This is a genomic window from Streptomyces coerulescens (genome assembly GCF_042657965.1).
Classification (GTDB): Bacteria; Actinomycetota; Actinomycetes; order Streptomycetales; family Streptomycetaceae; genus Streptomyces; species Streptomyces coerulescens.
The window spans coordinates 526,863-551,573 of the sequence record NZ_JBHSKM010000024.1; the positions used below are offsets into that span (position 1 = coordinate 526,863).

Annotated in this window: 25 protein-coding genes; 11 read left to right on the forward strand and 14 right to left on the reverse strand. The window is 72.6% G+C overall.

All coding sequences use genetic code 11. The features are described 5' to 3' along the window. The first annotated feature begins 124 nt into the window (after positions 1 to 124). Both ACFPQ9_RS31835 and ACFPQ9_RS31840 read left to right on the forward strand, forming a co-directional pair. On the forward strand, positions 125 to 1,006 hold the full coding sequence (locus ACFPQ9_RS31835) for an SIS domain-containing protein (protein ID WP_380861200.1): 882 nt from the start codon (positions 125 to 127) through the stop codon (positions 1,004 to 1,006). Positions 1,007 to 1,042: 36 nt separating this feature from the next. Beyond that, positions 1,043 to 1,897 carry a class II fructose-bisphosphate aldolase gene (locus ACFPQ9_RS31840; protein ID WP_380861203.1) on the forward strand — a complete coding sequence of 285 codons (855 nt, stop codon included), beginning with the start codon at positions 1,043 to 1,045 and terminating at the stop codon, positions 1,895 to 1,897. A gap of 28 nt (positions 1,898 to 1,925) precedes the next feature. On the opposite strand, the gene ACFPQ9_RS31845 is transcribed toward ACFPQ9_RS31840, so the two are convergent. Beyond that, complete coding sequence (locus tag ACFPQ9_RS31845; protein WP_380861331.1) at positions 1,926 to 3,059, reverse strand: methyltransferase; 1,134 nt, start codon at positions 3,057 to 3,059, stop codon at positions 1,926 to 1,928. A 68-nt stretch (positions 3,060 to 3,127) separates the two neighbouring features. On the opposite strand from ACFPQ9_RS31845, the gene ACFPQ9_RS31850 reads away from it, so the two are divergent. After that, the gene (locus ACFPQ9_RS31850; RefSeq protein WP_380861206.1) at positions 3,128 to 3,784 is read left to right on the forward strand and encodes an alpha-ketoglutarate-dependent dioxygenase AlkB family protein; all 657 of its coding nucleotides are present in this window, start codon (positions 3,128 to 3,130) and stop codon (positions 3,782 to 3,784) included. A 36-nt stretch (positions 3,785 to 3,820) separates the two neighbouring features. Then, positions 3,821 to 5,059, forward strand: a complete 1,239-nt coding sequence (locus tag ACFPQ9_RS31855; protein ID WP_380861209.1) for an ROK family protein — start codon at positions 3,821 to 3,823, stop codon at positions 5,057 to 5,059. On the opposite strand, the gene ACFPQ9_RS31860 is transcribed toward ACFPQ9_RS31855, so the two are convergent. After that, on the reverse strand, positions 5,056 to 5,478 hold the full coding sequence (locus ACFPQ9_RS31860) for a nuclear transport factor 2 family protein (protein ID WP_380861212.1): 423 nt from the start codon (positions 5,476 to 5,478) through the stop codon (positions 5,056 to 5,058). The two genes, ACFPQ9_RS31855 and ACFPQ9_RS31860, sit on opposite strands and share 4 nt — an antisense overlap. 102 nt (positions 5,479 to 5,580) lie before the next feature. On the opposite strand from ACFPQ9_RS31860, the gene ACFPQ9_RS31865 reads away from it, so the two are divergent. Further along, complete coding sequence (locus tag ACFPQ9_RS31865; protein ID WP_380861215.1) at positions 5,581 to 6,030, forward strand: RpiB/LacA/LacB family sugar-phosphate isomerase; 450 nt, start codon at positions 5,581 to 5,583, stop codon at positions 6,028 to 6,030. Positions 6,031 to 6,038: 8 nt separating this feature from the next. On the opposite strand, the gene ACFPQ9_RS31870 is transcribed toward ACFPQ9_RS31865, so the two are convergent. Continuing rightward, a complete protein-coding gene (locus ACFPQ9_RS31870) occupies positions 6,039 to 6,722 on the reverse strand; it encodes a hemerythrin domain-containing protein (protein ID WP_380861218.1) in 684 nt (227 codons plus the stop codon). A gap of 90 nt (positions 6,723 to 6,812) precedes the next feature. Here ACFPQ9_RS31870 and ACFPQ9_RS31875 point away from each other — a divergent pair, with 90 nt between their 5' ends. Next, positions 6,813 to 7,259, forward strand: coding sequence for a MarR family winged helix-turn-helix transcriptional regulator (locus ACFPQ9_RS31875; protein WP_380861221.1), 447 nt, complete (start codon positions 6,813 to 6,815; stop codon positions 7,257 to 7,259). A 58-nt stretch (positions 7,260 to 7,317) separates the two neighbouring features. Here the strand turns inward: ACFPQ9_RS31875 and ACFPQ9_RS31880 are convergent, their stop codons facing one another. From ACFPQ9_RS31880 to ACFPQ9_RS31890, 3 genes are all read right to left on the reverse strand, one after another. Then, complete coding sequence (locus ACFPQ9_RS31880) at positions 7,318 to 8,226, reverse strand: phosphotriesterase family protein (protein ID WP_380861224.1); 909 nt, start codon at positions 8,224 to 8,226, stop codon at positions 7,318 to 7,320. Next, positions 8,223 to 8,807, reverse strand: coding sequence for a DUF4865 family protein (locus ACFPQ9_RS31885; RefSeq protein WP_380861226.1), 585 nt, complete (start codon positions 8,805 to 8,807; stop codon positions 8,223 to 8,225). Before ACFPQ9_RS31885 ends, ACFPQ9_RS31880 begins: the two co-directional genes overlap by 4 nt. 75 nt (positions 8,808 to 8,882) lie before the next feature. Next, on the reverse strand, positions 8,883 to 9,458 hold the full coding sequence (locus ACFPQ9_RS31890; RefSeq protein ID WP_380861228.1) for a TetR/AcrR family transcriptional regulator: 576 nt from the start codon (positions 9,456 to 9,458) through the stop codon (positions 8,883 to 8,885). A gap of 217 nt (positions 9,459 to 9,675) precedes the next feature. Here ACFPQ9_RS31890 and ACFPQ9_RS31895 point away from each other — a divergent pair, with 217 nt between their 5' ends. From ACFPQ9_RS31895 to ACFPQ9_RS31905, 3 genes are read left to right on the forward strand one after another with little or no spacing between them, the layout of a single operon-like run. Further along, positions 9,676 to 9,966 carry an SHOCT domain-containing protein gene (locus ACFPQ9_RS31895; protein WP_380861231.1) on the forward strand — a complete coding sequence of 97 codons (291 nt, stop codon included), beginning with the start codon at positions 9,676 to 9,678 and terminating at the stop codon, positions 9,964 to 9,966. Then, positions 9,963 to 10,721, forward strand: a complete 759-nt coding sequence (locus ACFPQ9_RS31900) for an ABC transporter ATP-binding protein (RefSeq protein ID WP_380861234.1) — start codon at positions 9,963 to 9,965, stop codon at positions 10,719 to 10,721. The genes ACFPQ9_RS31895 and ACFPQ9_RS31900 overlap by 4 nt, the downstream gene beginning before the upstream one ends. Further along, positions 10,718 to 13,279: an ABC transporter permease gene (locus ACFPQ9_RS31905; RefSeq protein ID WP_380861237.1), complete on the forward strand. Its 2,562-nt coding sequence runs from the start codon at positions 10,718 to 10,720 to the stop codon at positions 13,277 to 13,279. The genes ACFPQ9_RS31900 and ACFPQ9_RS31905 overlap by 4 nt, the downstream gene beginning before the upstream one ends. Positions 13,280 to 13,388: 109 nt before the next feature. Here the strand turns inward: ACFPQ9_RS31905 and ACFPQ9_RS31910 are convergent, their stop codons facing one another. Further along, on the reverse strand, positions 13,389 to 13,943 hold the full coding sequence (locus ACFPQ9_RS31910) for an ATP-binding protein (protein ID WP_380861240.1): 555 nt from the start codon (positions 13,941 to 13,943) through the stop codon (positions 13,389 to 13,391). 184 nt (positions 13,944 to 14,127) lie between these two features. Then, complete coding sequence (locus ACFPQ9_RS31915; protein ID WP_380861243.1) at positions 14,128 to 14,451, reverse strand: hypothetical protein; 324 nt, start codon at positions 14,449 to 14,451, stop codon at positions 14,128 to 14,130. A 340-nt stretch (positions 14,452 to 14,791) separates the two neighbouring features. Here ACFPQ9_RS31915 and cds1 point away from each other — a divergent pair, with 340 nt between their 5' ends. Continuing rightward, positions 14,792 to 15,916, forward strand: coding sequence for an L-cysteine desulfhydrase Cds1 (cds1, locus tag ACFPQ9_RS31920; RefSeq protein ID WP_380861246.1), 1,125 nt, complete (start codon positions 14,792 to 14,794; stop codon positions 15,914 to 15,916). Positions 15,917 to 16,006: 90 nt separating this feature from the next. On the opposite strand, the gene ACFPQ9_RS31925 is transcribed toward cds1, so the two are convergent. Then, on the reverse strand, positions 16,007 to 16,489 hold the full coding sequence (locus tag ACFPQ9_RS31925) for an SRPBCC family protein (protein WP_380861249.1): 483 nt from the start codon (positions 16,487 to 16,489) through the stop codon (positions 16,007 to 16,009). Between the two features lie 59 nt (positions 16,490 to 16,548). Further along, positions 16,549 to 17,376, reverse strand: a complete 828-nt coding sequence (locus ACFPQ9_RS31930; RefSeq protein WP_380861252.1) for a DeoR/GlpR family DNA-binding transcription regulator — start codon at positions 17,374 to 17,376, stop codon at positions 16,549 to 16,551. A 288-nt stretch (positions 17,377 to 17,664) separates the two neighbouring features. Between ACFPQ9_RS31930 and ACFPQ9_RS31935 the strand changes: the two genes are divergently transcribed. Continuing rightward, positions 17,665 to 20,022, forward strand: a complete 2,358-nt coding sequence (locus tag ACFPQ9_RS31935; protein WP_380861255.1) for a hypothetical protein — start codon at positions 17,665 to 17,667, stop codon at positions 20,020 to 20,022. A 20-nt stretch (positions 20,023 to 20,042) separates the two neighbouring features. Here ACFPQ9_RS31935 and ACFPQ9_RS31940 read toward each other — a convergent pair whose 3' ends face one another. The 4 genes from ACFPQ9_RS31940 to ACFPQ9_RS31955 form a co-directional block, all read right to left on the reverse strand. Then, complete coding sequence (locus ACFPQ9_RS31940; RefSeq protein ID WP_380861258.1) at positions 20,043 to 22,484, reverse strand: right-handed parallel beta-helix repeat-containing protein; 2,442 nt, start codon at positions 22,482 to 22,484, stop codon at positions 20,043 to 20,045. Positions 22,485 to 22,593: 109 nt separating this feature from the next. Next, positions 22,594 to 23,199 (reverse strand): Rv1733c family protein, encoded by a 606-nt coding sequence (locus ACFPQ9_RS31945; protein WP_380861260.1) that lies wholly within the window; start codon positions 23,197 to 23,199, stop codon positions 22,594 to 22,596. A gap of 188 nt (positions 23,200 to 23,387) precedes the next feature. Further along, a complete protein-coding gene (locus ACFPQ9_RS31950; protein WP_380861262.1) occupies positions 23,388 to 24,215 on the reverse strand; it encodes an MOSC domain-containing protein in 828 nt (275 codons plus the stop codon). A 43-nt stretch (positions 24,216 to 24,258) separates the two neighbouring features. Next, positions 24,259 to 24,690, reverse strand: a complete 432-nt coding sequence (locus tag ACFPQ9_RS31955; protein ID WP_380861264.1) for a DUF6643 family protein — start codon at positions 24,688 to 24,690, stop codon at positions 24,259 to 24,261. Between the last annotated feature and the right edge of the window lie 21 nt (positions 24,691 to 24,711).

Sequence of the window (24,711 nt, forward strand, 5' to 3'; positions counted from 1 at the left end):
GGCGACCTTATCCCACTCCCGAATGAGCCGACTGCTTGATTCTGCTCGAAAGCGCGCTATATCTTGCAAGAAAAAGCATGAAGGTTCATGGAAGGCAGTTCGTGGAAGCCAGGAGGACGGCGGCATGACGCATGTCGAGGACGAGCTCAACAGCCAGCCCGAGTGCTGGACCCGCGCCGCGAGCGAGGCGGCCGGCCTTCGCGGGGCGCTGCCGGCGGCGGGGGAGCGGGTCGCGGTCGTCGGCTGCGGGACGTCATATTTCATGGCGCAGGCGTTCGCAGCCCTGCGCGAGGGCGCGGGCCAGGGGGAGACCGACGCCTTCGCCGCCTCCGAGTTCCCCGCCGGGCGGACGTACGACCGCGTACTCGCCCTGACCCGGTCGGGCACCACCACCGAAGTCCTCGACCTGCTGGCCCGGTCGAAGGGGAGCACGCGCACCACGGCGATCACCGCCGACCCGGAGACACCCGTGATGACGGCCGCCGACGAGGTCGTCGTCCTCGAGTACGCCGACGAACGGTCCGTCGTGCAGACCCGCTTCGCGACCACCGCCCTCACCCTGCTCCGCGCCCACCTCGGCCTGCACCCGGACGCCGCCGTGACCGACGCGCGCACCGCGCTCGCCGCCGATCTGCCGGAGGGGCTCGTGGAGTGCGGGCAGTTCACCTTCCTCGGCCGTGGCTGGACGGTCGGGCTGGCGAACGAGGCCGGGCTGAAGATGCGCGAGGCGTCCCTGTCCTGGACCGAGGCCTACCCGGCCATGGAGTACCGGCACGGCCCGATCAGCGTCACCACCGACGGCACCGCCACCTGGATGTTCGGCGAGGCGCCCGAGGGGCTGGCCGAGCAGGTGCGGGCGACCGGCGGGCTGTGGATCGAGGGCCGTCTCGACCCGCTCGCCGAACTGGTCCGCGCCCAGCGGCTCGCGGTCGCCGTCGCCGCGGCCCGCGGCCTCGACCCGGACCGGCCCCGCCACCTCACCCGGTCCGTGATCCTCGCCCCCTGAAGCGCCCCGGTACGGAAGCAGGAGAAAGGACAGGCCGTGCCCCTCACGACCACCGGCGAGCTCATCACCCGCGCCGCCGCAGCCCGTTCAGCCGTCGCCGCGTTCAACGTCATCACCCTGGAACATGTCGAGGCCGTCATCGCCGGCGCGGAGTCGGCGAGTTCCCCCGTCGTCCTGCAGGTCAGCGAGAACGCCGTCAGGTTCCGCTACGGCCGGCTGCTGCCGCTCGCCCGTGCGGCCGTCGCCGCCGCCGAGCGCGCCGACGTACCCGTCGCCCTGCACCTCGACCACGTGCAGAGCGACGACCTGCTGCGCCAGGCCCCGGACGCCGGGTTCAGCTCCGTGATGTACGACGCCGCCCGACTGCCGTACCTGGACAACCTCGCCGCGACGAAGGCGGCCGTCGACTGGGCGCACGCCCAAGGGCTGTGGATCGAGGCCGAGTTGGGCCGCCTGGGCGGCAAGAACGGCGAGCCGCCGCTGGACGCCCACGCCCCGGGCGCCCGAACCGACCCCGCCGAGGCCCACGCCTTCGTCGCCGACTCCGGCGTCGACGCCCTGGCCGTCGCCATCGGCAGCTCGCACGCCATGACCACCCGCACCGCCACCCTCGACCACGAACTCCTCAAGCGCCTCGCCGCCGCCCTGGACGTCCCGCTCGTCCTGCACGGCTCCTCCGGCGTGCCCGACGACGAGCTGACCGCGGCTGTCGCGGGCGGCATCGCCAAGGTCAACGTCGGCACGGCCCTCAACATCGCCATGACGAGCGCGATCCGCGACTTCCTCGCCGCACACCCCGAGGCGGTCGACTCACGCAAGTACCTGAGCGTGGGCCGGGAGGCGATGGTGCGGGCGGTGGCCGACATCATCGGCGTGCTGGGGGCTCGCTGACCCCGACCGCCGCCGCGGGCCGTCCCGGTCAGCGCTTGACGGCTCGCAGCACCACGAACTTCGGGTCCCCGGCGACCAGTTCACTGTTCCCGAACAGTCGCCGCAGCTTCACGTGGTACCCGAGGTGCCGGTTGCCGATCACCCACAGCTCGCCGCCCGGCCGCAGCGCGCGCCGGGCGCCCGTGAACATGCGCCAGGCCGTCGCGTCGGTCGTCGCCTGGTGCGAGTGGAACGGCGGGTTGTTCAGCACGAGGTCCACACTGCCGTCCGGCACACCCGCCATCCCGTCCCCGACCCGGAACTCCGCGTGCCCCGGCACCCCGTTGGCCCGGAACGTCGCCTCTGCCGAGGCCAGGGCCTGGAACGACTCGTCGACGAACAGCACCTCGGCCTCGGGGTTCGCCAGCGCGACCGCCGTACCGACGATGCCGTTGCCGCACCCGAGGTCCACCACCCGCCGGGCGCCCTTGCCGTCCGGCAGATGCCCGAGGAAGAACCGCGTCCCGATGTCGAGCCGGTCGGCGCAGAAGACGCCCGCGTGATTGACGACCGTGCCCTGCGAGACGGCACCGATGCCGTCCGGGAGCGTGTAGGCGTACGGCCACGGGTTGCCGGGCCGCTCCGGCGACGGCGCGGGCGTGCAGAAGATCAGCCGGGCCTTCCGCTCCGCGAGCGAGGTGCGGGTCGGGCCGAGGATCCGCTCGAAGAGCTGGAGCGTCGAGGTGTGGATCTCCTTCACCATGCCGGTGCCGACCACCACCGTGCCCTCGTGCACCGCCGGCGCCAGCCGGAGCAGCTGGTCCTCCAGCAGGGCCAGGCTCTTCGGCACCCGCACCAGCAGGACGTCGATCCGGTCCGGCGGCGCGTCCTGCGTGGTCAGCAGCCGGACCGTGCCGGGTTCGACGCCGTGCCGGGCGAGGTTGGCACGGGTGGCCTCCTGCGTCAGGTAGGAGTCCGTGATCTGCGTCGGCCGGTGCGCGGCGAGCGCCGTGACCAGGGCGCCCCAGCGGTCACCGACCACCACGACCGTGCCGGACAGCGGGATCGCCTGCTCCGCCAGGTGCCTGAGGAGGTACTCGTCGGAGGCGTCCCAGGCGCGCAGCCGCTCGCGCGGGTCCTCGGGGAATCGGGTCAGCGCCAGGTCACCCCAGGGCGTCGTCATACGGTCGTTCATCGTGCGTCCAGGCTAGCCGAGCCGCAGCTCACGGCCGGTGGGGGAGGATGGGAGGCATGGACGCCGAGCTGTTCCCCCGGGAGCGTACGGAGGTGACGCCGGGCGCGGTGCATCTGCCGGACTGGCTGGACCCGCGGGCCCAGCGCGAGCTGCTCGCGGCCTGCCGCGACTGGGCACGCCCGCCCGCCGGGCTGCGCACGGTCCGCACCCCCGGCGGCGGCACGATGACCGCCAGACAGGTCTGCCTGGGCTGGCACTGGTACCCCTACGCCTATGCCCGCGCCGTCGTCGACGGCGACGGCAGCCCGGTGAAGCCGTTCCCAAAATGGCTCGGCGAACTGGGCCGTCGCGCGGTGCGGGACACACTGGGCGAGTCGCACGCGGCCCATGAGGCGGCGCCCTACGACATCGCCCTCATCAACTTCTACGACGCCGACGCCCGCATGGGCATGCACCGTGACAGCGACGAGAAGTCGCCCGAGCCAGTGGTGTCCCTGAGCCTCGGCGACACCTGCGTCTTCCGCGTCGGCAACACCGAGACGCGGACCCGGCCCTACACGGACGTCGAACTGCGCAGCGGGGACCTGTTCGTGTTCGGCGGCCCGGCGCGGCTCGCGTACCACGGGGTGCCCAAGGTGCAGCCGGGCACCGCACCGCCGGAGTTGGGGCTGACCGGGCGGTTGAACGTCACGCTCAGAGTGAGCGGGCTGTAGGCCGTCGCATTCGCGGATCATGGGAGACTCGCCCTCATGAGCGGCAAGGCGGACCCCCGGCCGGCGGGGGAAGGGACCACCTCGAGGACGCGGTTGGACCGGGGGCGCGGTGCGCTCGGGCCCGCGTTGGAGCTCGTGCACACCGGGCGCGCGCCCACGCGTGCCGTCCTCACCGCCGAGCTCGGAGTGACCCGGGCCACGGCCGGCGCGGTCGCCGCGGAGCTGGAGGCGCTCGGGCTGATCCGGGTCGACGCCCGGCCCGGCGCGGCGGCCGGTTCGCAGGGGCGGCCCTCGCACCGGCTGTCGGTCGCCGAGGACGGGCCCGTCGTCCTCGCCGCCCAGGTCCACGCCGACGGGTTCCGGGCGGCGCTGGTCGGTCTCGGCGGCCGTATCGTCGCCACCGCGCCCGGCTGCGAGACCGTGGACGCCGATCCGGCCAAGGTGCTCGGTTCGGTCGTCGAGGCGGGCGCCGACCTGCTGCGCACGACGGGCCGCCGCTGTGTGGGCGCGGGCCTCGCCGTCCCCTCGGCCGTCGCGGAACCCGACGGCCTCGCGCTCAACCCCCTGCACCTGGCCTGGCCCGTGGGCGCCCCTGTCCGCCGTATCTTCACGGAGTGCGTGCGCACGGCCGGGATCACCGGTCCGGCGTTCACCGGGAACGACGTGAACCTCGCCGCGCTCGCCGAACACCGGCACGGCGCGGGGCGCGGCGCCCGCGACCTGCTGTGCGTGGCCACCGGGCACCGGGGCGTCGGCGGGGCGCTCGTGCTGGACGGCCGTCTGCACACCGGCAGTTCGGGCCTGGCCCTGGAGGTCGGGCACCTCACCGTGAACCCCGAGGGCAGACCCTGCCACTGCGGCAGCCGCGGCTGTCTCGACGTCGAGGCCGATCCGCTGGCCTTCCTCACGGCGGCCGGGCGGGAGCCGGGTCCCGAGGTCTCGCTGCTCCAGCAGTCCAAGGACCTGATCGGCAACCACTACGACGACCCCACGGTCCGCACGGCCACCGAAGCCCTCATCGACCGCCTGGGCCTCGGCCTCGCGGGCCTGGTCAACATCCTCAACCCCGACCGCATCATCCTCGGCGGCCTGCACCGCGCCCTCCTGGACGCCGACCCCGAACGCCTGCGGGCCGTCGTCGCCGACCGCAGCCTGTGGGGCCAGAGCGGCGGTGTCCCGATCCTCGCGTGCACCCTCGACCACAACAGCCTGGTCGGTGCGGCCGAGTTGGCGTGGCAGCCGGTCCTGGACGATCCGCTCGGGGCGCTGTCCTAGGGCCTGCCTGACCATCCCCGCCTGCCCGCGGCGTCAGACAGGCCCTGGCCGGCCGCCGGCAGACCGAGCTCGCGTCGCACGGCGGGCGTGTCCTCGTACACCCGCCACTCATCGACGTGCGTGCCCGTGACGCGCGCGGTCCACAGCGCCGGCCCCGCCAGTTCGGGCCGCGAGCACTCGGAGTGGCCGGACACCGCGACGACGTCGTCGCGCACGCTCAGCCCGGTGAACGTGTTGCGATAGTCCGGGAAGGCAGCGAAGAAGCCACGCCATGCCTCGACACACGCCTGCTTCCCGCGGACCGCGCCGCCCCCGGAATCCACGAACGTGTGGTCCTCCGACATCAGCGACGCCAGGCCGTCGAGATCCCGGTCGTTGATCGCGGCGTTGAAGCGACGGACGACCTCGCCAGGACCCATGAGTCACTCCTTCCCGGCATGTGCCTCCTCCACCGACACTACGGAGCACGGCCGCGACCCGCCCGCCCGTGGCCGGCGCGCCTCGCCGAGTACGCTCGGGACATGCGGATCTCCGTTTCCTCGGACATGGACGAACCGGTGGCGCGCTCGCTCGTCGCCGAACTGCGCGAGCGGGGCCACGAGGTGGTGGCGTACGGCGCGCTGAGCCCCGGCGCCGACCCGCAGTGGGCCGCCTGCTCCGAGGCGGCCGCCCGCGAGGTCGCCGCCGGTACCGCCGACCAGGCGGTGGTGTGCTGCTGGACCGGCACGGGCGCCTCGATCGCCGCGAACAAGGTTCCGGGCGTACGGGCCGCCCTGTGCACGGACGCCTACACGGCGGACGGCGCCCGCCGCTGGAACGACGCCAATGTGCTGGCCCTCGGTCTGCGGCTGACGTCCGAGCCGCTGCTCAAGGAGATCCTCGACGCCTGGTTCGCCGCAGAGGCGAGTGCGGACGCCGATGACCGGGTGAACGTGGCCCGCATCGAGCGCCTGGACCTCGGCCGGGCCTGAGGCGCCGCTCATCCGGCCGCCCGGACCTCCGGCACCCCGAGGTCCTCGTACAGCCGGTGACGCTGGGAGGCGCTGAGCGTGCCGCACACCGCTGCGAGCGTGCGGTCCGCCTGGCCGGGCCCGGCGTTCTCCAGGACACCGCGTACGATCGCGACCCTCGGCGCGGGCGGCAGAGCGGGCAGCATCCGGTGGAGGTCCGTCAGGGCCTGCTCGGGGGTGCGCGAGGCACGGAAGGCGGACATCACGGCGCCCAGTTCGTCGGCGCCGGCGTACTGCCACAGGGCCGGCATGGCGACCGTCTCCTCCACGTGCAGGTGGGCGAGATAGGCGCTGATCACTTCGTTCAGCGCCAGGTACAGCGCGTGCTGAGCCTCCGGCAGGTCGTCGGCCGGGGTGCCGGGCAGGGAGCGCGCCCGCTCGTCCAGCGCGACGAATGCCGCGTCGAGGCGGACATGCTCGGCCTCCAGCGCGTCCGCCGCCTCCGGGGCCCGCTCTCGCAGGAGCTGGTGGATGAAGGTGTCCTCGTGGTCGGCGTGCTCACGCAGCTCCTCGGTCATGGCGAGGCAGCGGGCCGCCTGCTCGGCGGCGGAGCCGCTGGGGGAGACGTCCGCGGCGCCGAGCTCGGTGGCGAGGGTGAACAGTCGCGCGCGCTGCCCCATGTGAACATTCCGGTAAAGGTCGATCTTGGGCATGGCCTGTCCTTGGGGTGGTTGTTCCAGTAACATGACAACACATTGCTGGACTGACAATGTGTTGTCAAGTGTATCGAGAGTGGAGTGGTGATGTCGGACGAGACGGCCCTGCTGATCGCGGATGTGCTCGAGGCGGCGGGGGCCCTGCGACGGCTGGGTGAGGAAACCGCGGGTGCGGAGGGGCTCACCCAAGCCCGCTGGCAGGTCCTGAGCGTCGCGTCCGAGGAGCCGCTCACCATCCCCCAGGCCGCACGCCGCCTCGGCGTCAGCCGCCAGAACATCCAGCGGGTCGCCAACGATCTCGTCTCACTGGGGCTCGCCGCCTACACACCCAACCCTGATCATCGCAGCTCACCGCTGCTGACGGTGACCCCACAAGGGCAAGAGTCACTCGCCCGACTCACCGACAGGGCCACGAAGATGCACCGCAGCCTCTTCGCGGGCATCCCCGACGAGGAGATCCGCGCCACCCGCGCGTCACTGCGCCGCCTGCTGACCGAACTGGACCGGCACGAGGGAACACCGGGCAAGCGATAGATCTCCGCTCAGGAGTGCCGCGGCGGACCGATGCGATCGGGCCGGACATCAGCGCAAGTCAGCGCCAGTCAGCGGCGAAGGCCCGGCCGGGGTTGTCGACGAGGATGCGTTCCACCAGCACCTCGCCCAGTTCGAGCGCGAGCCGCGCCCGCACCCGGCGCGGCAGATACGGCATACCGGGACCGCCATCGACCGACCGTGCCCCGGCGACGACGGTGTCCCCGCCCAGCGGCAGCCGGTGTCCGAACCCGGCCTCGGCCGGCGCCCGCACCGCGTCCGGCATCCGCCAGTCGGTGGCGTGATGGGCGCGCGAGGGCCCGTCGAGGGCGAGCCGGCAGCCCGACGCGGCCGCCTGTCGGTGCACCACGAGTTCGGGGGAGCGGTTGAGATGACCGAGGATCACCCGGTGCGGCGCAACCCCCAACTCGCCGCACAGCAGGTCCAGTACGTCGAGCGCCCCCGTCCCCGCCTCCAGGTGCACCGCGATGGGCGCGTCCGTCGCGCGGTGGGCCTCGGCCGCGGCGGTCATCGTCCAGCGGGCGTGCGCGTCGAGGGCGTGGAATCCGCCGGCGACCTTGACGATCCCGGCGCGCACTCCCGAAGCGCCGACGCCCCCGGTGAGCTCGGAGACCAAGACGTCGGCGAGCCTCCCGCGCAGTTCGTCGAACAACTCCGGCGCGTAGTGCGCCGCTTGGCGCAGCCCCGTCGCACAGACCAGATGCACCCCGGCGGCCCGGGACAGCGGCGGCAGGTCGGCGGCCCGGCGCCCCATGCCGTACGGCGTCCACTGCACCACCGAGGAACCGCCGGCCGCGCGGAACGCCTCCAGCTCCGCCCGCGCGGCGGACGCGTCGTTCAGCTCCTGGCCGGACAGTCGCGGGCTGCTGAGGAAGAGGTGGTCGTGCGCGTCGCACACGCCGAGTTCCTCGGACCGCACATCGCCGAGGACCGTACGGACCGCGCTCACCACTGGCGCCCCCGCGGCAGCGTGCCGCGCCCCGGCGACGACAGGTGCAGCACCTGGTACATTTCGCCCTCGGCCTTGGGTGCGTCGTCCTGCCAGAGCGAGAAGTGGACCACCTCCCACGCGTGCGTGTCGACGACCGCCGCCGCCAGCACGGCCCCGTCGCGCTCCGCCAGCCGCGCGGTCTCGTCCCCGGCCTCCGTCATGAACGCGGCCAACTCGACGCTCTCCGGCACCGGTTGACGCCGGCGCACGGCGGACGCGGCGGGGGAGCGGGCCGCGACTCCCTCCTCGTACGCGAGCCCCGTCCACTGCCGCACCCGCGGCCGCCCGAAGTCGTTCACGGGGCCCTGGAACGCCCCGCCCCACAGGAAGGCGTTCATCCCCTCCACGGTGTTCCAGAGGTAGAACGGCCCGTACTGGTTCACCGCCGACCCGCGCACCCCGCGCTCACGCACCAGATACGCCTTGACGCCGAGGCCGTCCCAGTCGTCCAGCAGATGCCCGACCCGGGCGACCCGGGAACGGATGACGTCCATGTCGTAATCGGCCGGCAAGGCGAACTCGTACTGCATGGCATGCATGCCAAGTCCTTTCTCGGGGCGGCCAGTCGGACATCACGGCGCCCGTCGGATGACAGGGCGGGCGGCCGGACTTCCTCAAGGAGCGGGGGTGGTCTCGTGCGGGGCCAGCAGTGACAGCAGTCCCCGGACGGCCGCATCGAAGGCCGCGGGCGAACCGGACGCACGGGCCAGGACATAGCCGCCCTGGACCGTCGCGACGATCGTCGCCGCGATCGACTCGCCGTCGAACCCGGCCGCGAACCGGCCCTGTTCCTTGCCCTCCTCGACGATTCCCGCGAGCCGCTCCCGCAGCCAGTCCAGCGTCTCGTCGACGGGCGCCCGCAGTTCGTCGCTGGCGATCACGTCCGGGTCCATGGTCAGCCGCCCGACCGGACAGCCGCGCAGCACATCGCGCTCACGCCGCAGATACGCCTCGATGCGCTCGTACGGCGTGCCCGGCCCGTCGAGTACTCCCGCAGCGGTAGCCCGCATCTCCTCGGCGGTCCGCCGGATGGCGGCCAGCGCGAGATCGGGCTTGCCTCTGAAGTGGTGGTACATGCTGCCCTGCCCGGCACCCGCACGCTCCAGGATGGCCTTGGGGCTGGTGCCCACGTAGCCGCGCTCCCACAACAGCTCACGAGTGGACTCGATCAGTCGGTCCGCGGTGCTCATACCGCCACTGTACATACTAGTAGTTACAGAAGTCGAACGCTTTCAGAGCCTCTCCACGGCCCCTGCGGAGCAGCGCAACCGGCCCGTCGTACTCCCCGCGAGGTACACGCACTGCCGCTGGCCGTACGACGACCCGGACCCCCTCCCGGCGCGAGTCTCGAGACATCACCGAACGACCCGAACCACCCGACCGAACCGACTCGGGAGATGACTCGAGATGCAGACCCTGGCTCACTTCGCGGACGGCGGCCCCGGGCCGTGGATCCTCTTCTTCCCGCTGATCTGGGCGGCCGTCGTGGTCGGCGGCATCACGCTGCTGCGCCGCACCGTGTGGCGCGGACGCGGCGGCCCCTGGCGCGCCGGCGCCCCGGAGGTCGACGACAACTCGCCCATCGCCGTGCTCGGCCACCGCTTCGCCTCCGGCGAGATCGACGAGGACGAGTACTGGCGCCGACTGTCCGTCCTGGACGAGCAGTTCGGCCGCAAGGGCAGGGGCGGTGCGGCATGACCGCCACGACCGCCACAACGATCACGCCGACGGCGGCCCGCGTGGTCGACGCCGTGAAGGTGTACGGCAGCGGCGACACCAGCGTGAGGGCCCTGGACGGGGTGAGCGTCGACTTCCCGGTCGGCCGCTTCACCGCGATCATGGGGCCCTCGGGCTCCGGCAAGTCGACGCTGATGCACTGCGCGGCCGGACTCGACACGCTGACCTCGGGCACCGCCCACATCGGCGACACCGAGCTGAGCAGCCTCGACGACCGCCGCCTCACCCTGCTGCGCCGGGACCGCGTCGGCTTCGTCTTCCAGTCCTTCAACCTGGTGCCGACGCTCACCGTCGCGGAGAACATCACCCTGCCGCTCGACCTCGCGGGCGGCAAGGGCGACCCCGAGTGGATCGAAGCGCTGATCGACGTCGTCGGCCTGCGCGACCGGCTCCACCACCGCCCCTCGGAACTCTCCGGCGGCCAGCAGCAACGCGTCGCCGTCGCCCGCGCCTTCGCCGGACGGCCCGACGTCGTCTTCGCCGACGAGCCGACCGGCAACCTCGACTCCCGCTCCGGCGGCGAGGTCCTCGGCCTGCTCGGCCGCACCGTACGCCAGACGGCCCGCACGGTCGTCATGGTCACCCACGACCCGGTGGCCGCCGCCCACGCCGACGAGGTCGTCTTCCTCGCCGACGGACGCCTGGTCGACCGTATGGAGGCCCCGACCGCCGACAAGGTCCTGGACCGCATGAAAGCCTTCGAGGTGCCGTCATGAACGCGTCCGTCCGCATCAGCGCGTCCTCCCTGCGCGCCCACAAGCGGCGCTTCGCGGGGACGTTCCTCGCGGTGTTGCTCGGCGTGGCGTTCCTCGCCGGGACCCTCGTCATGGGCGACACGCTGCGCGCCAGCTTCGACACCATGTTCGGCAACGCGACCGGCGGCACCGACGCCGTCGTCCGCAGCTCCGACGCCATCACCACGCCCGGCGAGAGCGAGGGCGTACGGGAACCGGTCGACACCGATCTCGTGACCACGATCGAGAAGGTCCCCGGTGTCGCGGCCGCCGCGCCCAACATCCAGGGTGCGGGCCAGCTCATCGGCAAGAACGGCGACCCCATCGGCGGGCAGGGCCCGCCCACCCTCGCCGGGAACTGGATCACCGACCCTGAGCTCAACGCTTACCGGCTCGCCGAGGGCCACGCTCCGAGCAAGCCCGGCGAGGTCGTCGTCGACCGTGGCACGGCCGAGCGCGGCGACCTGAAGATCGGCGACACGACGACCCTGCGTACGCCCGACCCCGTCAAGGTGACCGTCGTCGGCCTCGCGACCTTCGGCGGCGAGGACGGCATGGCCCAGGTGACCTTCACCGGCCTGACCCGGGCCGACGCGGAGAAGTACCTCACGGCCGCGCCCGGCGAGGCGGCGACCATCCAGGTGCGGGCAGGCCCCGGCGTCAGCCAGCAGGAGCTGGTCGACGCGCTGACTCCCGTGCTCCCCAAGGGAGTCGAGGCCATCACCGGCCAGGAGTCGGCCGAGGAGAACACCGACATGATCTCCAGTCAGTTCCTGTCGGTCTTCACCACCTTGCTGCTGGTGTTCTCCGGCGTCGCCCTGCTCGTCGCGACCTTCTCCATCCACAACACCTTCGCGATCGTCGTCGCCCAGCGCACCCGCGAGAACGCCCTGTTGCGGGCCTTGGGCGCCTCACGCCGACAGGTGACCGTCTCCACCCTCGTCGAGGCGAGCGCGGTGGCCGTCACCGCGTCCGCGGCCGGCCTCGCGGGCGGCATCGGCATCGCGGCCGGACTCCAGGCGCTGTTCCCGGCGATCGGATTCCCGTTCCCCGACGGCGACCTGGTGATCAGCGCCCTGTCCATGGCGCTGCCGCTGGCCGTCGGCATCGTGGTCTGCCTCGGCTCGGCCCTGCTGCCCGCCGTACGCGCCGGCCGCACCGCGCCGCTGGCCGCCCTGCGCGAGACGGCGGTCGACACCTCCGGCGCCTCCCGCGCCCGCGCGGTCACCGGCCTGGCGCTCATCGCCCTCGCGCTCGGCGTGACACTCACCGGCGTCCTGGTGTCCCCCTCCATCTGGCTGGCGGCCACCGGCGCGGTCCTCGCCCTGATCGCCTTCGTAGTCCTCGGCCCGGTCGCCTCCACCACGGCCGTACGGGTCCTCGGCGGCCCCTTGGACCGACTGCGCGGCGTCACCGGCGGACTCGCGCGGCGCAACGCCCTGCGCAGCCCGAAGCGGACCGCCGCCACCGCCAGTGCCCTGATGATCGGGGTGGCCGTGGTGTCCCTGTTCACCGTGTTCGGCGCCTCGTTGAAGGCCACCATGGACCAGACCGTGGCCCGCTCCTTCGCCGGCGACGTGGCCGTCAGCACCCCGTCGTTCGGCGCGGGCGGCAGCGGTCTGAGCCCACGACTCGCCGACGCGGTCCAGCGGCTGCCCGAGGTCGACACGGCCGTCGGTCTCGGCCGCGGAGTCGCCGAAGTCGACGGCAAGGGACGGGCGTTGACGGTCACCGACCCGGTCGCCCTGGAGCGCACCTTCGACCTCGGTCAGGTCCGGGGCTCGATGGACGGCCTCGGCACCGACGGCATCGCCATCACCGAGAGCGAGGCGGACAAGCAGCACCTGGCGACCGGCGACAGGGCCCGGCTCACCTTCACCGACGGGCGGACGCAGACCTTCACGGTCCGCGCGGTCTACGGGCAGTCCGAACTCGCCGGCGACTACGTCATCACCCGCGACGCCTGGGCCCCGCACCGCACCCAGGACGCCGACACCCTGATCGCCGTCTCCTTCAAGGACGGCGTCGGCACGGACGACGGCAAGGCGGCGGTCGAGAAGGTGGCGGCCCAGTACGGCGACCCCGAGGTGCAGACCCGCGACGAGTACGCGCAGTCCGCGGCCGGCGGCATCGACATGATGCTCACCCTCGTCTACGCCCTCCTCGCCCTCGCGGTGCTCATCGCGCTCCTCGGCATCGCCAACACCCTCACCCTGGCGATCCACGAGCGCACCCGCGAACTGGGCCTGCTGAGGGCCGTCGGCCAGACCCGCTCGCAGCTGCGCGCCATGGTCCGCTGGGAGTCGATCCTGGTCGCGGCGTTCGGCACGGTCGGCGGCCTGGCCCTCGGCGCCTTCCTCGGCTGGGTCCTGGTCGAGGCGTCCGACGGCGCGTCCGACAGCGCCTTCGCCTTCGCGATGCCGCCCCTGCAACTCACGGTGGTGGCCCTGGTCGGCATCACCGCGGGAGCCCTGGCGGGCCTGCGCCCGGCGCGCCGCGCGGCACGGCTGGACGTACTGCGGGCCATCGCCACGGAGTGACGCGCGCGTGCCCCGCGCCGCAGGGACGCGGCGAGGCTCTCAGGGGCGACGGCCGGTCCACGGCCGCCGCCCCTGAGAGCCCACCCGTCGAAGCCCCCTCACCGCCCGGTCAGCCGACAACGGCCGACCGGGCGGGAGCGTGTTCGGGCCTGCGCAGGTCGACTCGCTGTCCGACCTCCGCCAACCGTCGCGCGGGCGTCTCCACGGCCACGGTCGTCGTCCGCTGCGGCGGCCGCGCGGGTGTGGCCCGTACCGCCGCCACGGGCGCCGGCAGTGAGAACCACACGACCTTGCCCGACTCGCCGTCCGGACGCACACCCCAGCTCTCGCTGACCGCGGCCACCATCGCAAGGCCACGGCCGCAGGTGGCGAGCACGTCGGTGTCCGCGGTGTCCGCCACGACCGGCAAGCGCGGGTCGCAGTCGCGCACCGAGACCGTGAGCCGGTCCAGCAGCAGCTCGATCTCCACGGTGCACGTCTTGTCGGGCTGGGCGTGCTGGTGGACGTTGGTCAACAACTCGGTCACACCGAGCGCGGCGCGGTCTATCAAGGGGTCCAGATGCCAGTAGCGCAACTGCGCAGAGACGATTCTGCGGACCTGGCCGATCCGCGACGGCAGGGCTTGGAGCTCCACCGTGCAGTGCCTGCTTGGGTAACTGATCACGGCTGCGACTCCCCGACTGAAGAGGTCCGGAAGAACACGGAGTACGGATCCAGCAGGGTGCTTGAAGGAAACGGCCGCCTGCTGTCATGGCCGGCGGGCTGGTTCTCAGCGTAGTCGCCGGTAAACCCAGAGTGACGTGAGACCAGCGTGACGCAGGAGGTGCGGTACCGCAACTCGCGGTGACTCAGCCCTTACGCCCCGCAGCCTTCCGTACGGCCTCGATGAACCGGCGCGCCGCGGGCGGACCGGGTTCCCCCGGAGCGGGGTCGTGGTCGCCCAGCGTCAGCGAGTAGCGGTTTCCGTTGAGGTCCGCGAGCGCCTTGTCGTCCGGGGCGAACCAGGGCTTGGACGCCCGTACCGCCTGCACCGGCGCGCTGTCGATCTCGCTGCCGTAGCTGGTGAGCAGTTGCAGCCTGCCGTCACTGATCCGCACCTGTCCGGCCCGGGTCAGGGAGCGCAGCCGCTTCCCGATCCGCACGCCCGTGGCCCTGAACTCCGGTTCAGCCATGCCCCGCCCCTTAGTGCGTGTCGGTGTGCCGGTCCGTCCTGCGTGGGCCGTGGCCGGCTCTGGTCGTGATCCAGTGTGCCCCCCGTCCGGGAACGCTGTCCCGTCCGGTGCAGTCTGCCCGCGTACGACGTCTAGCACCAGTACGCACGTCGTGCCTCGACGGGGGCGTTCGGAGCACTCGCGCGAATGCGCCCCCTGGGCTCGGTGAGGTACCGGCCCAGGGATGCCTTTGAGGCTCTCAAAGGTGTGTTTATGCAGGTGAGAAGCGTGCGGAAGATGTTTATGCTCGAAGCGAAGGCAGCGCGAGCCGGCGCTGCCGCACAGCCCGAGGAGCACCGCCGTGAGCACCATCCAGCAGACCCCGTCCGGCGTGACCCTCGACGTCGACCACAGCGACGCCGCCTATCGCGGCTGGCTGAAAGAAGCCGTACGAAAAGTCCAGGCCGACGCCAACCGCTCGGCCGACACGCACCTGTTGCGCTTCCCGCTGCCGGAGCAGTGGGGCATCGACCTGTACCTCAAGGACGAGTCGACCCACCCGACCGGCAGCCTCAAGCACCGCCTCGCCCGCTCCCTCTTCCTGTACGGCCTGTGCAATGGCTGGATCCGGCCGGGCCGCCCGGTGATCGAGGCGTCCAGCGGCTCGACGGCCGTCTCCGAGGCGTACTTCGCGAAGCTGATCGGCGTGCCCTTCATCGCGGTCATGCCCCGCACGACCAGCGCCGAGAAGTGCCGTCTCATCGAGTTCCACGGCGGACAGTGCCACTTCGTGGACGACTCACGGAGGATGTACGAGGAATCCGCCCGCCTCGCGGTGGAGACCGGCGGTCACTACATGGACCAGTTCACCTACGCCGAACGGGCCACGGACTGGCGCGGCAACAACAACATCGCCGAGTCCATCTTCCGCCAGCTGAAGCTGGAACGGTTCCCGGAGCCCGCGTGGATCGTCGCCACGGCCGGCACCGGCGGCACCTCCGCGACCCTCGCCCGGTACGTCCACTACATGCAGCACGACACCCGCATCTGCGTCGCCGATCCGGAGAACTCCTGTTTCTTCGAGGGATGGACCACCGGCGATCCGGACGTCACCTGCGACTGCGGCTCCCGCATCGAGGGCATCGGCCGCCCGCGCATGGAGCCCAGCTTCGTGCCCGGCGCCATCGACCGGATGATGAAGGTCCCGGACGCGGCCAGCGTGGCCGCCGTGCGCGCCCTGGAGAGAGCCATCGGCCGCAAGGCGGGCGGCTCCACCGGCACGGGGCTGTGGAGCGCGCTGAAGATCGTCGCCGAGATGGTCGCCGAGGGCCGGCAGGGCAGCGTGGTGACGCTGCTGTGCGACCCGGGGGACCGCTACCTCGACAAGTACTACTCCGACGTGTGGCTGAGCGAGCAGGGCCTGGACATCGCGCCGTACTCGGCGGAGATCGAACAACTGCTGGAGACGGGCGTCTGGCCCGAATGACCGTGGCGTACTCAGCTACGGGCGGGCAACCCCCAAGGGGCGCGGGGAACTGCGCGACCAGCCACGACGGACCGGCAGACACCCGACGGCCTACCGGGCCTGCGCCCCTCCGAGTCGCCGGTCCAGCGCACCGACCGCCCCCCGGAACGTCCGTGCGAGACCGGCCTTCGCGAACCCGAACGCGACCCGGAACGGCGCGGTACCGTCCACGGCGAACGTCCACTGCACCCGCGTCCCCGCCCCGGCTGGGGCAAGCCGCCACTCCTCCACCATCGCCCGCGCCCCCGGCGCGTTCGTGAGATCGACGCGATAGGCGTACACCTCGGGGCTCTTCGCCGCGAGGATCGTCTCCTCGAAGCGCGTGCCGCCCTTGAGACGGACCTCGCGCCGGGCTCCGTCGTCGAGCGGGCGGGCCAGGGTCACCGCCCCGAACCACTCCGGCCAGCCCGGCACATCCTCGGCGAGCGCCCGGTACACGGCCTCCGGCGGAGCCGAGATCTCCCGCGCGAAGACATGCCGGACCGGCGCGCTCCCCACGAAGTCGAGCCCCACCTCACGCAGCAGGTGTGCCATGGACGAGAACCCCCTATGCCGACGCTGCCCCGGGCAGCGCCACCCTAGCTGGCACCCCGTCAGATGTCTGCACCCTCATCGGGCTCACCGGCCACCACCAGCCGCAGGTGCTCCGAGATCTCCGAGCGCACCTCGGTCTCCAGCCCGGCGTCCGTCACCAGTGTGTCGACCTGCTCCAGCGCCGCGAACGAACTCAGGCCCACCACACCCCACTTGGTGTGGTCGGCGACCACCACGACCCGCCGCGCCGACTGCACCAGGCGCCGGTTGGTCTCGGCCTCCGCGAGGTTCGGCGTGGACAGGCCCGCCTCGACCGATATCCCGTGCACACCGAGGAACAGCACGTCGAAGTGCAGCGCCGCGATCGCCTGATCGGCCACCGGGCCCACCAGCGAGTCGGACGGGGTGCGCACCCCGCCGGTCAGCACGACCGTGGCCGCGCCCTGCCGGGGGCCCGTCGTGCGCTGCGCGGCGTGGAACACGTCGGCCACCCGCACCGAGTTGGTGACCACGGTGAGGTCGGGAACGTCGACCAGTTGATGTGCCAGCGCGAACGTCGTCGTACCGCCCGACAGGGCGATCGCGCTGCCCGGCGTGACCAACTCGGCCGCCGCCTGCGCGATGTCCTCCTTGGCCGTCAGCTCCAGACCCGACTTGGCCTCGAAGCCCGGCTCGTGCGTGCTGGCCTCGACCACCGGGACCGCGCCGCCGTGCACCTTCTCCAGCACGCCCTGCCGGGCCAGCGCGTCGAGATCGCGGCGTACCGTCATGTCCGACACGCCGAGCTTGCGGGTGAGCTCGTTGACGCGCACCCCGCCTCGGCGCCGGACCTCGTCCAGGATCAGGGCGCGCCGCTGCTCCGCGAGGAGGTTCTGATTCTCGCTCACGTACGCTCCGGTCCTTTCGCCGCTGCCGTCCGACATCCCTGCGCACCCCCTCCGACAAGGACATTCTCGCCCCTTCCGGGGCGCGGGACGACCCATCCTCGCACGGGAGAGCACGGGTCGCGCCACTGACCGTCCCGCCGCGCACATGTCACTTCGGCATCTCCCGTTCTCCCGGCCTTCACACGGAACGGGGAGATTCCGTGACGAGAGGTGTGCGGGACCGCTCCGGTGGAGATCCTTGTGCCCGCACGGACAGAAGCCGACGGCTCGTCACGGGGGAAGTGCGAAGTGGAACGTGCGCCGGAACGCGCCGCCATGACCGGAGCGGACGCGACGACGAAGAGGCCCGCCGACCGGGGCACGAGCACCGCGAGCGGCGGAGCCGCGCTGGAACTCCTGGTCCACGGGGTCGGCGGCACCACGCCGCAGGAGATGCTCGACGACCCGCGCACCGTGCGGATCACCGGCGACGACACGGCCGCCGTCTTCCGCCGCGCCGACGACGTCGACGCCGAGGACCGCCCCGACGAGCACAGGGAACAACCCGTCCCCGAGGCCTACGTCTGGTGCAACCTCACCTCGGGCAACAGCGCCCGCGCCCTGTGGCTGTTGCTGCTGCCGTTCATGGTGGTCAACCTCGCCCACTGGATGCGGCCCACCACCCGTGACCGGGCACGGACGGTGCGTCTGTACGGCCTGCTCGTACGGCTCGCGGGGCTGACGCTGACCGTGCTGCTCGTCGCGGCCGCCTGCGAGGTCGCCCTCGACCTCGCGGCCTGGCAGTGCGCGGGCACCCATGCCTGCACCGAGCGGCACAGCTGGCTGGGCTTTCTGTCGCCCACGGTCTCGGACGGCGGCTGGTGGAGCGACCCCGGCCGCAGGCTCGCCCTCGCGGCCGTGGTGCCCGCCGGGCTGACCGGCCTGCTGTGGTACCTCTCCCGCCGCACCTGGAGCGCGTATGAGTCCCAGCAGCCGATGACCCGCGAGGCCGAGCCCGACGAGGAGTCCGGTAGCACCTCCCTGGGGCGCCCCGGTTTCTGGTACGGCCGCCGCCTGGTCGCCCGGCTGCGCGCCGCGCACACCGCCGCCGGGCTGCTCACCGTCGCCGCGGCGGTCGCCTCCGCGGCGGCCCGCTTCGACCGCCGGTCCGGTGGCCCCGCACTCCTCGACGCACTGGGCTGGGCCCTGGACGTAGCGATCGTCATCTGCGCGGCCGTGGTGGTTTGGGTGGTCTGCCGCCGGGGCCGCAGCGAGAACCGCCTCGACCAGGAACTCGACGAGCACCTCGTACGACGGCTGCCGCTGGCCGCCCTCGGCCTGCTGGCGCTCGCCCTGGTGTACGCCGGATGGGACCGCCCGGGCTGGACGTCGACCGGCCGCCTCCCGGGCGACCCCACCTTCGGCGCCATCGCCTTCTTCCAGGGCCTGCTCGTCATCGTCCTCGCCGTCGTCGCCCACGTCCTGCACCGCACCCGTCCCGATCCGCGCGCCGCCATGCGCGGTCTCGGCGGACCCGCCGTGGTGATGCTGGCCTGCGCCCTCGGCGGCGTGATGTCCGGCGGGGTCGCCCAGCGGGTCGCCGACTGGCTGGACGGCACCGGCGCGTCCATCGTCGGCCCGCCCGTCCTGCTGACCTGGCAGGCGTCGGTGATCCCGCCGCTGCTCGTCCTCCTGCTGCTGCTCTGCGGCTGGCTGGCATGGCGGGCCTGGCGGCTGCGCCGCACCGAACTGGGCAAGGTCGAGATCGACTACGCCGGAGAACCCCGCGACACGGCACGCACCCGGCGTATCGCGACCACGCGCGCGATGGCGACGCTCACCGACCGCGCCCCCCTGGTCGTCGCCGTCACCGCCACGGCGACCCTGCTCCTCGGCGCCGGAGCCCTGGTCGGCGCCCTGACCACGGACGAGACACCGAGCGAGGCCGCGGGCGGCACGTACGCCTTCGTGCACGGCGCCGCCCAGACCGCGCAGGCGCTCGGCTCCTGGCTGATCGGCGTCGGTTTCATACTCTTCGTCACCTGGGGCCGGCGTGCCTACAAGGACGCCTCGGCACGGCGCACCATCGGCATCCTCTGGGACGTCGGCACCTTCTGGCCCCGGGCCGCGCACCCCTTCGCACCACCCTGTTACGCCGAGCGGGCGGTCCCCGACCTGACGTGGCGGATGGTGACCTGGACCCGCGCCGAGGAAGGCCGGCGCCTCGTCATCTCCGGGCACTCCCAGGGCAGTGTGCTCGCGGCCGCCGCGGCCTGGCAGCTCACACCGGCCGACCGCAGGCGGGTCGCGCTGCTGACCTACGGTTCCCCGCTGGAGCGCCTGTACGGCCGCTGGTTCCCGGCCCACTTCGGCCAGGAGGCGCTCACCCAGTTGCACGACGAGGTCGACTGCTGGCGCAACCTGTACCGGGTCACCGACCCCATCGGCGGGCCGGTGCGGCTGCCCGGCGACTGCGGCCCCGCGGTGGACCGTGAGGCCCTCAAGGACCCGCTGGCGTACGGCCGTACCCCCGAGCACCCGCTGCCCGCCCCCATCCTCGGCCACGGCGATTACCAGGCGGACCCGGTGTTCGCGGAGGAACGGGAGCGGCTGCTGACCCGGCTCAGGCCCGAGCTGCCGGCCCAGCGACCGGAGCCCGGGAACTGATCCCGCCGGGCTTCAGGGCGTCACATCGGCTCCGGCAGGTCCTCCGTGTACAGCAGCGTCAGGTCGTCCGTGCTGGGTTCCTCCAGCTGGGCGACCCGGCTCGCATGCCGCTCCACCATCGCCTCGAAGGTCTGCCGGGCCGTGCGGCCGTTGCCGAACGCGGGGCCCTTGGGGATCGCCGTGAAGTACTTCAGCAGGGCCTCCGAAAGACCCGGGCCGAGCCGGTACTCGTGCTCCTCGGACTGCTGCTCCACGATCCGCAGCAGTTCCTCCGGGCCGTAGTCACTGAAGGTGATGGTCCGTGAGAAACGGGAGGCCACACCGGGGTTCACCGACAGGAAGCGCTCCATCTCGGCGGTGTACCCCGCCACGATCACCACGACCGCGTCCCGGTGGTCCTCCATCAGCTTCACCAGCGTGTCGATGGCCTCCTTACCGAAGTCCCGGCCCGAGTCCTCCGGCGACAGCGCGTACGCCTCGTCGATGAACAGCACCCCGCCGCGCGCCCGGTCGAACGCCTCCTGGGTGCGGATCGCGGTGGAGCCGATGTGCTCGCCGACCAGGTCGACACGGGACACCTCGACCAGATGGCCCTTCTCCAGGACGCCGAGGGAGGCGAGGATCTCGCCGTACAGGCGCGCGACCGTCGTCTTGCCGGTGCCGGGGGAGCCGGTGAAGACCAGATGGCGCTTGACGGACGCCGCCTTGAGACCGGCCTGCTGACGGCGCCGGCCCACCTCGATCATGTCGGTGAGCGCGCGCACCTCGCGCTTGACGCTGTCCAGGCCCACCAGCGCGTCCAGTTCACCGAGGACGGCCTTGGAGGTCCGCGACGGCTTCTCCGCCTCCGCGGCGGCGATCAACGGCTCCTGCTCGGTGGTGCGCTGGCCGGGGATGGCGCCGAGGAGGCCCGGTGACTGCTGCGCCGTCTGCACGGCGGGCTCCGGCGCCGGCAGCGGTTGCCTCAGGCCCGCGCTCTCGTCGCTCGTGCAGTCCTCCACATCGGGGCCCGCCCCGGAGGCCGCGTCCGGGCCGCCGTCCGCGAACTCGTAACCACCGCGCGCGCACCGCTCCGTACGGCACTTGCGCAGCGTCGTACGGCAGCCGTCGATCACATGGAAGCCGTAGCCCGCGCTGCCCCTGACCCGGCAGTTCAGGAACGTGCCGCGACCGCCCGCCGAGACGTAGAACCCGGCCTCCGCCGGGGAGTCGACCGTGCAGCGCTCGATGGTGGGGTCGGCGCCCTTGGTGACGATCACGCCGGTCTGGGTGCCGTCCACGGTGCAGTTGTTGAGGGTGCCGCCGCTGCCGTGGTCCCGGAACCAGGCGCCCGTCGCCGCGTCCCGGATCCGGCAGTCGTCGAGCTGCGCGGTCGCGCCGTCGCTCACCGACACGGCCGTGTTGCGTACCTGCGACAGATCGCTGTCGACGACGTCCGCGCGCGAGCCGCGGTCGAGGACGAACAGCGCGTCCGGCACGTCGTGCACCCGGCACGAGTCCAGTACGGCGGTGGCGCCGTCGCTGACCCACACCGCCGGGTAGTCGCCCGTGCTGTCGAAGATCTCGCACTGATTGGCGTCCACGCGCGTGCCCGGATCCCACACCGACAGGCCGTTGCGCCCGAACTGACGCACCGTCGTACGGGTCAGCGTGAGGACCGAGCGGGAGCGCAGGTCGACCGCGTTCTCAGGGATGTCGTGGATACGGCAGTCCGCCAGCGTCAGCACCGCGTCGGTGTCGAGGGTGACACCGTCGGCCGTGGTGCGGTGCACATCGCAGTCGGTGAGATGGGCGGTGGCCCGGCCGGTGACCTGGACGCCGGAGCCCCGGACCTCGTAGACCTCGCATCCGACCGCCTCCAGTGCGGAGTTCTCACCGGTCGCCGTCAGCCCCGAGCCGGAGGCGTGGTGCACCCGGCAGCGCTCCAGCCGGGGGTGGCCCCCGCCGCGTACGGCGATGCCCGCCTGGCCCGCCGCGACGACCTCGCACTCCTCGAACACGCCGCCCCCGCCGTCGAGTACGGCGATGCCGATGCCCGCGGGATTGTCGACGGTGCAGCGCCGCACGGTCGGCCGGGCACCGCCGCGCACCTCGATCCCGGCCGCGGACCGTGTGACGATCCGGACGTCCGTCAGCTCCGGCGCGCCCTCCTCGACCAGCAGCGCGGGTGCCGCCGCGTCCTGGCCCTCCACATGCAGGTCCTGGACCACCGCCGAGGCACGAACCGTCAGCGGCACACCGTCCACGGGCGCGATACGCACCGAACCGGGGGAGCCCTCGGGGCCGCGCAGGGTCACCGCCCGCTGGACGACGAGGTTCTCCCGGTAGGTGCCGGGCGCGACGGTGAGGACGTCACCGTCGGCCGCGGCCTCCAGGGCGGCGGCGAGCGATGCGTACTCACCCGTGCGGCGCCGCCACCGCGATGTGCCGGTGTGCGTCACCTGGACCGTGCCCTGTGCCATGGCGTTGACGTGCCCCCACCTCGTAGTACGCGGGTTGTACTGCCGAAGAGTTCGGCCGGTCCACCGTAGCGTGCGCGCGGGTGGTGGGTTGACCAGAGCCGGAAGGCCGTCAACTGCCGGTGCCGGTCCGGCCCCAGTCCGGACCCGCTCTGTCCCAGGCCTGGTCCCAGCGGGCGTACCGGCGAAGGATCATGCGCCACACGATCAGCCGTCTGCCGCCCTCGACGAGACCGGCCGCCAGCAGGGCCGCGCCGACCCCGGCGAGTACGGCGTGCGTCGCCGCCGTCGCGGAGTCCAGCGGGCGGGCGACGGTACGGCCCTGCCGGTCCGTCCACAGCCGGAAGCGGTCACCCGGCTGCGGGGTGTCGAGGCTCGTCATCACCCGGCCCTGGCGCACGGTGCCGTCCGGGGCGGTCCAGTCGGCCAGGACCCGGGTGCGCATGTCGCGCCCGGTGGCCGCCTCGGGATCCACGTCCAGCGACGAGCCCTCCAGCTTGCGGATCACCGTCGCCGTCACCAGGTGCCGGGAGGCGCGTTGTTCACGCACGGATGTCTGCAAGGCGCCCTGGGCCAGGCCGCCGACGAGGGAGCCCACCAACGGCGTCACGACCATGATCAGCAGCAGGGCCGCGAGCGCGACCCAGGCCTCGGCCAGATCGGTCGCACGACGCAGCGGATTGTGCCGCCAACGCCAGAGCCCGCTGATCGCCCGCATCGCCGGCCACCCCCCTTCCCGCCTCCGTGATAACCCGTGGCGGAGCCGTTCACCCGGGGGCCCCGCCGAAGAGAGAGCGAAATCACCTGTGCTCGGGGCCTCTCAGGAAGTTCTCACGAAAGGCCCAACGCACGGACCCCGGGCCCGGGTTCCCGCCCCGCCGAAGCCGCGGTGACCGGTGACCTTCCTCAGTCGAGAATCGTGACGGGATCGCCGACCCGGATCGTGCCCCCGGTCAGCGGCACCAGGTTCAGACCGAACAACAGCCTGCCCTCCAGGCGGCGGTGTGCGGCCAGCGTGAGCAGGGGTTCCCTGCCGCGCTCGGCGGTGGCCTGGTCGGTCGTCGTCACGGTGCAGCGCCCGCACTTCTTGGCCACGCGGAAGGCGACCTCGCCGAGGGCGATGCGCGACCAGTCGTCCTCGGCCCAGGCGGCGGTGCCCGACACGACGACGTTCGGCCGGAAACGGTTCATGGGCAGCGGGCCCTCGTGCGCGTGGTCACCCCGCGCGATCAGGGAATTGAGGGCGTCCAGGGAGGCGGTCGTGGTGAGCAGCAGCGGGTAGCCGTCGGCGAAGCTGACCGTCTCACCCGGCAGGGCGTACTCCGGGTCGACGGGCCTGCACGTGGCGGGATCGGGCATGTGGACCAGGCGCACATCGGCACCGAGATAGGCACTGCACCAGGCGTGCGCGGCCTCGTCCTCGGCCAGGACCGCCTCGACCTTGTCGCGGAGGATCCGCACCGGAACGGGGTCGAGCGTGTTCGGCACGGGCACGCAGTGCGGCTCCATGCCGGGTGCCGTCAACCGAACGCCGCCGCCGGGCAGCAGCTCGGCGGCGGCCTGCGCCAGACGCGGTTGCTGGCGCTGCGTCACGACCGTTCCCCCGCCGTCGATCAGCATCCAGCGTCGGTCTCGGGCCGGCCCCCAGGGCTCCACGACGGCTTCCCGGAGCGCTGTGCCCCGGAACGCCTTGACCGGATGAACGACGACCGACTGCAACTGCGCGTGCCCCATGGAGCCATCGTGCCAGGTGGCGCCGACGGCCCCGGGGAACGGATCAGTAGCCGCGGTACTGCTGGTTGTTGTACGGGTCCTGATAGGGAGCCGCGGCGGGACGGGGAGCCGCGGGGCGCATCGCCTCGTAGCCCATGCCGCCGGGGGCGACCGGCCGAGGCTGCTGCGCCTGCGGGCCCGGGTAGCCGCGCGGGGCCGCCTGCTGCGGGATGTAGGCCGCGGGCGCCTGCTGGAGCGGAGCGGGCTGCTGCGCCTGCGGATAACCGTAGGAGGGCTGGGACGGTCCCGCCGGGAGGGCGGGCAGCGCGGACGGCAGCGCGGGCAGGTTGCTGCCCGGCATGTCGTACGCGGCGGGGACCCGGATCGGGGCGATCTGCGGGGTGCCCCGCTCGGCGACGAGCCTGTCGTAGATCGGGGTGTCCGGGAAGGAGGCGGAGTAGTAGCCGCCGCCATAGGTGGAGCGGGGGGAGGTCATGGCACATAAGGTAAGCCCACG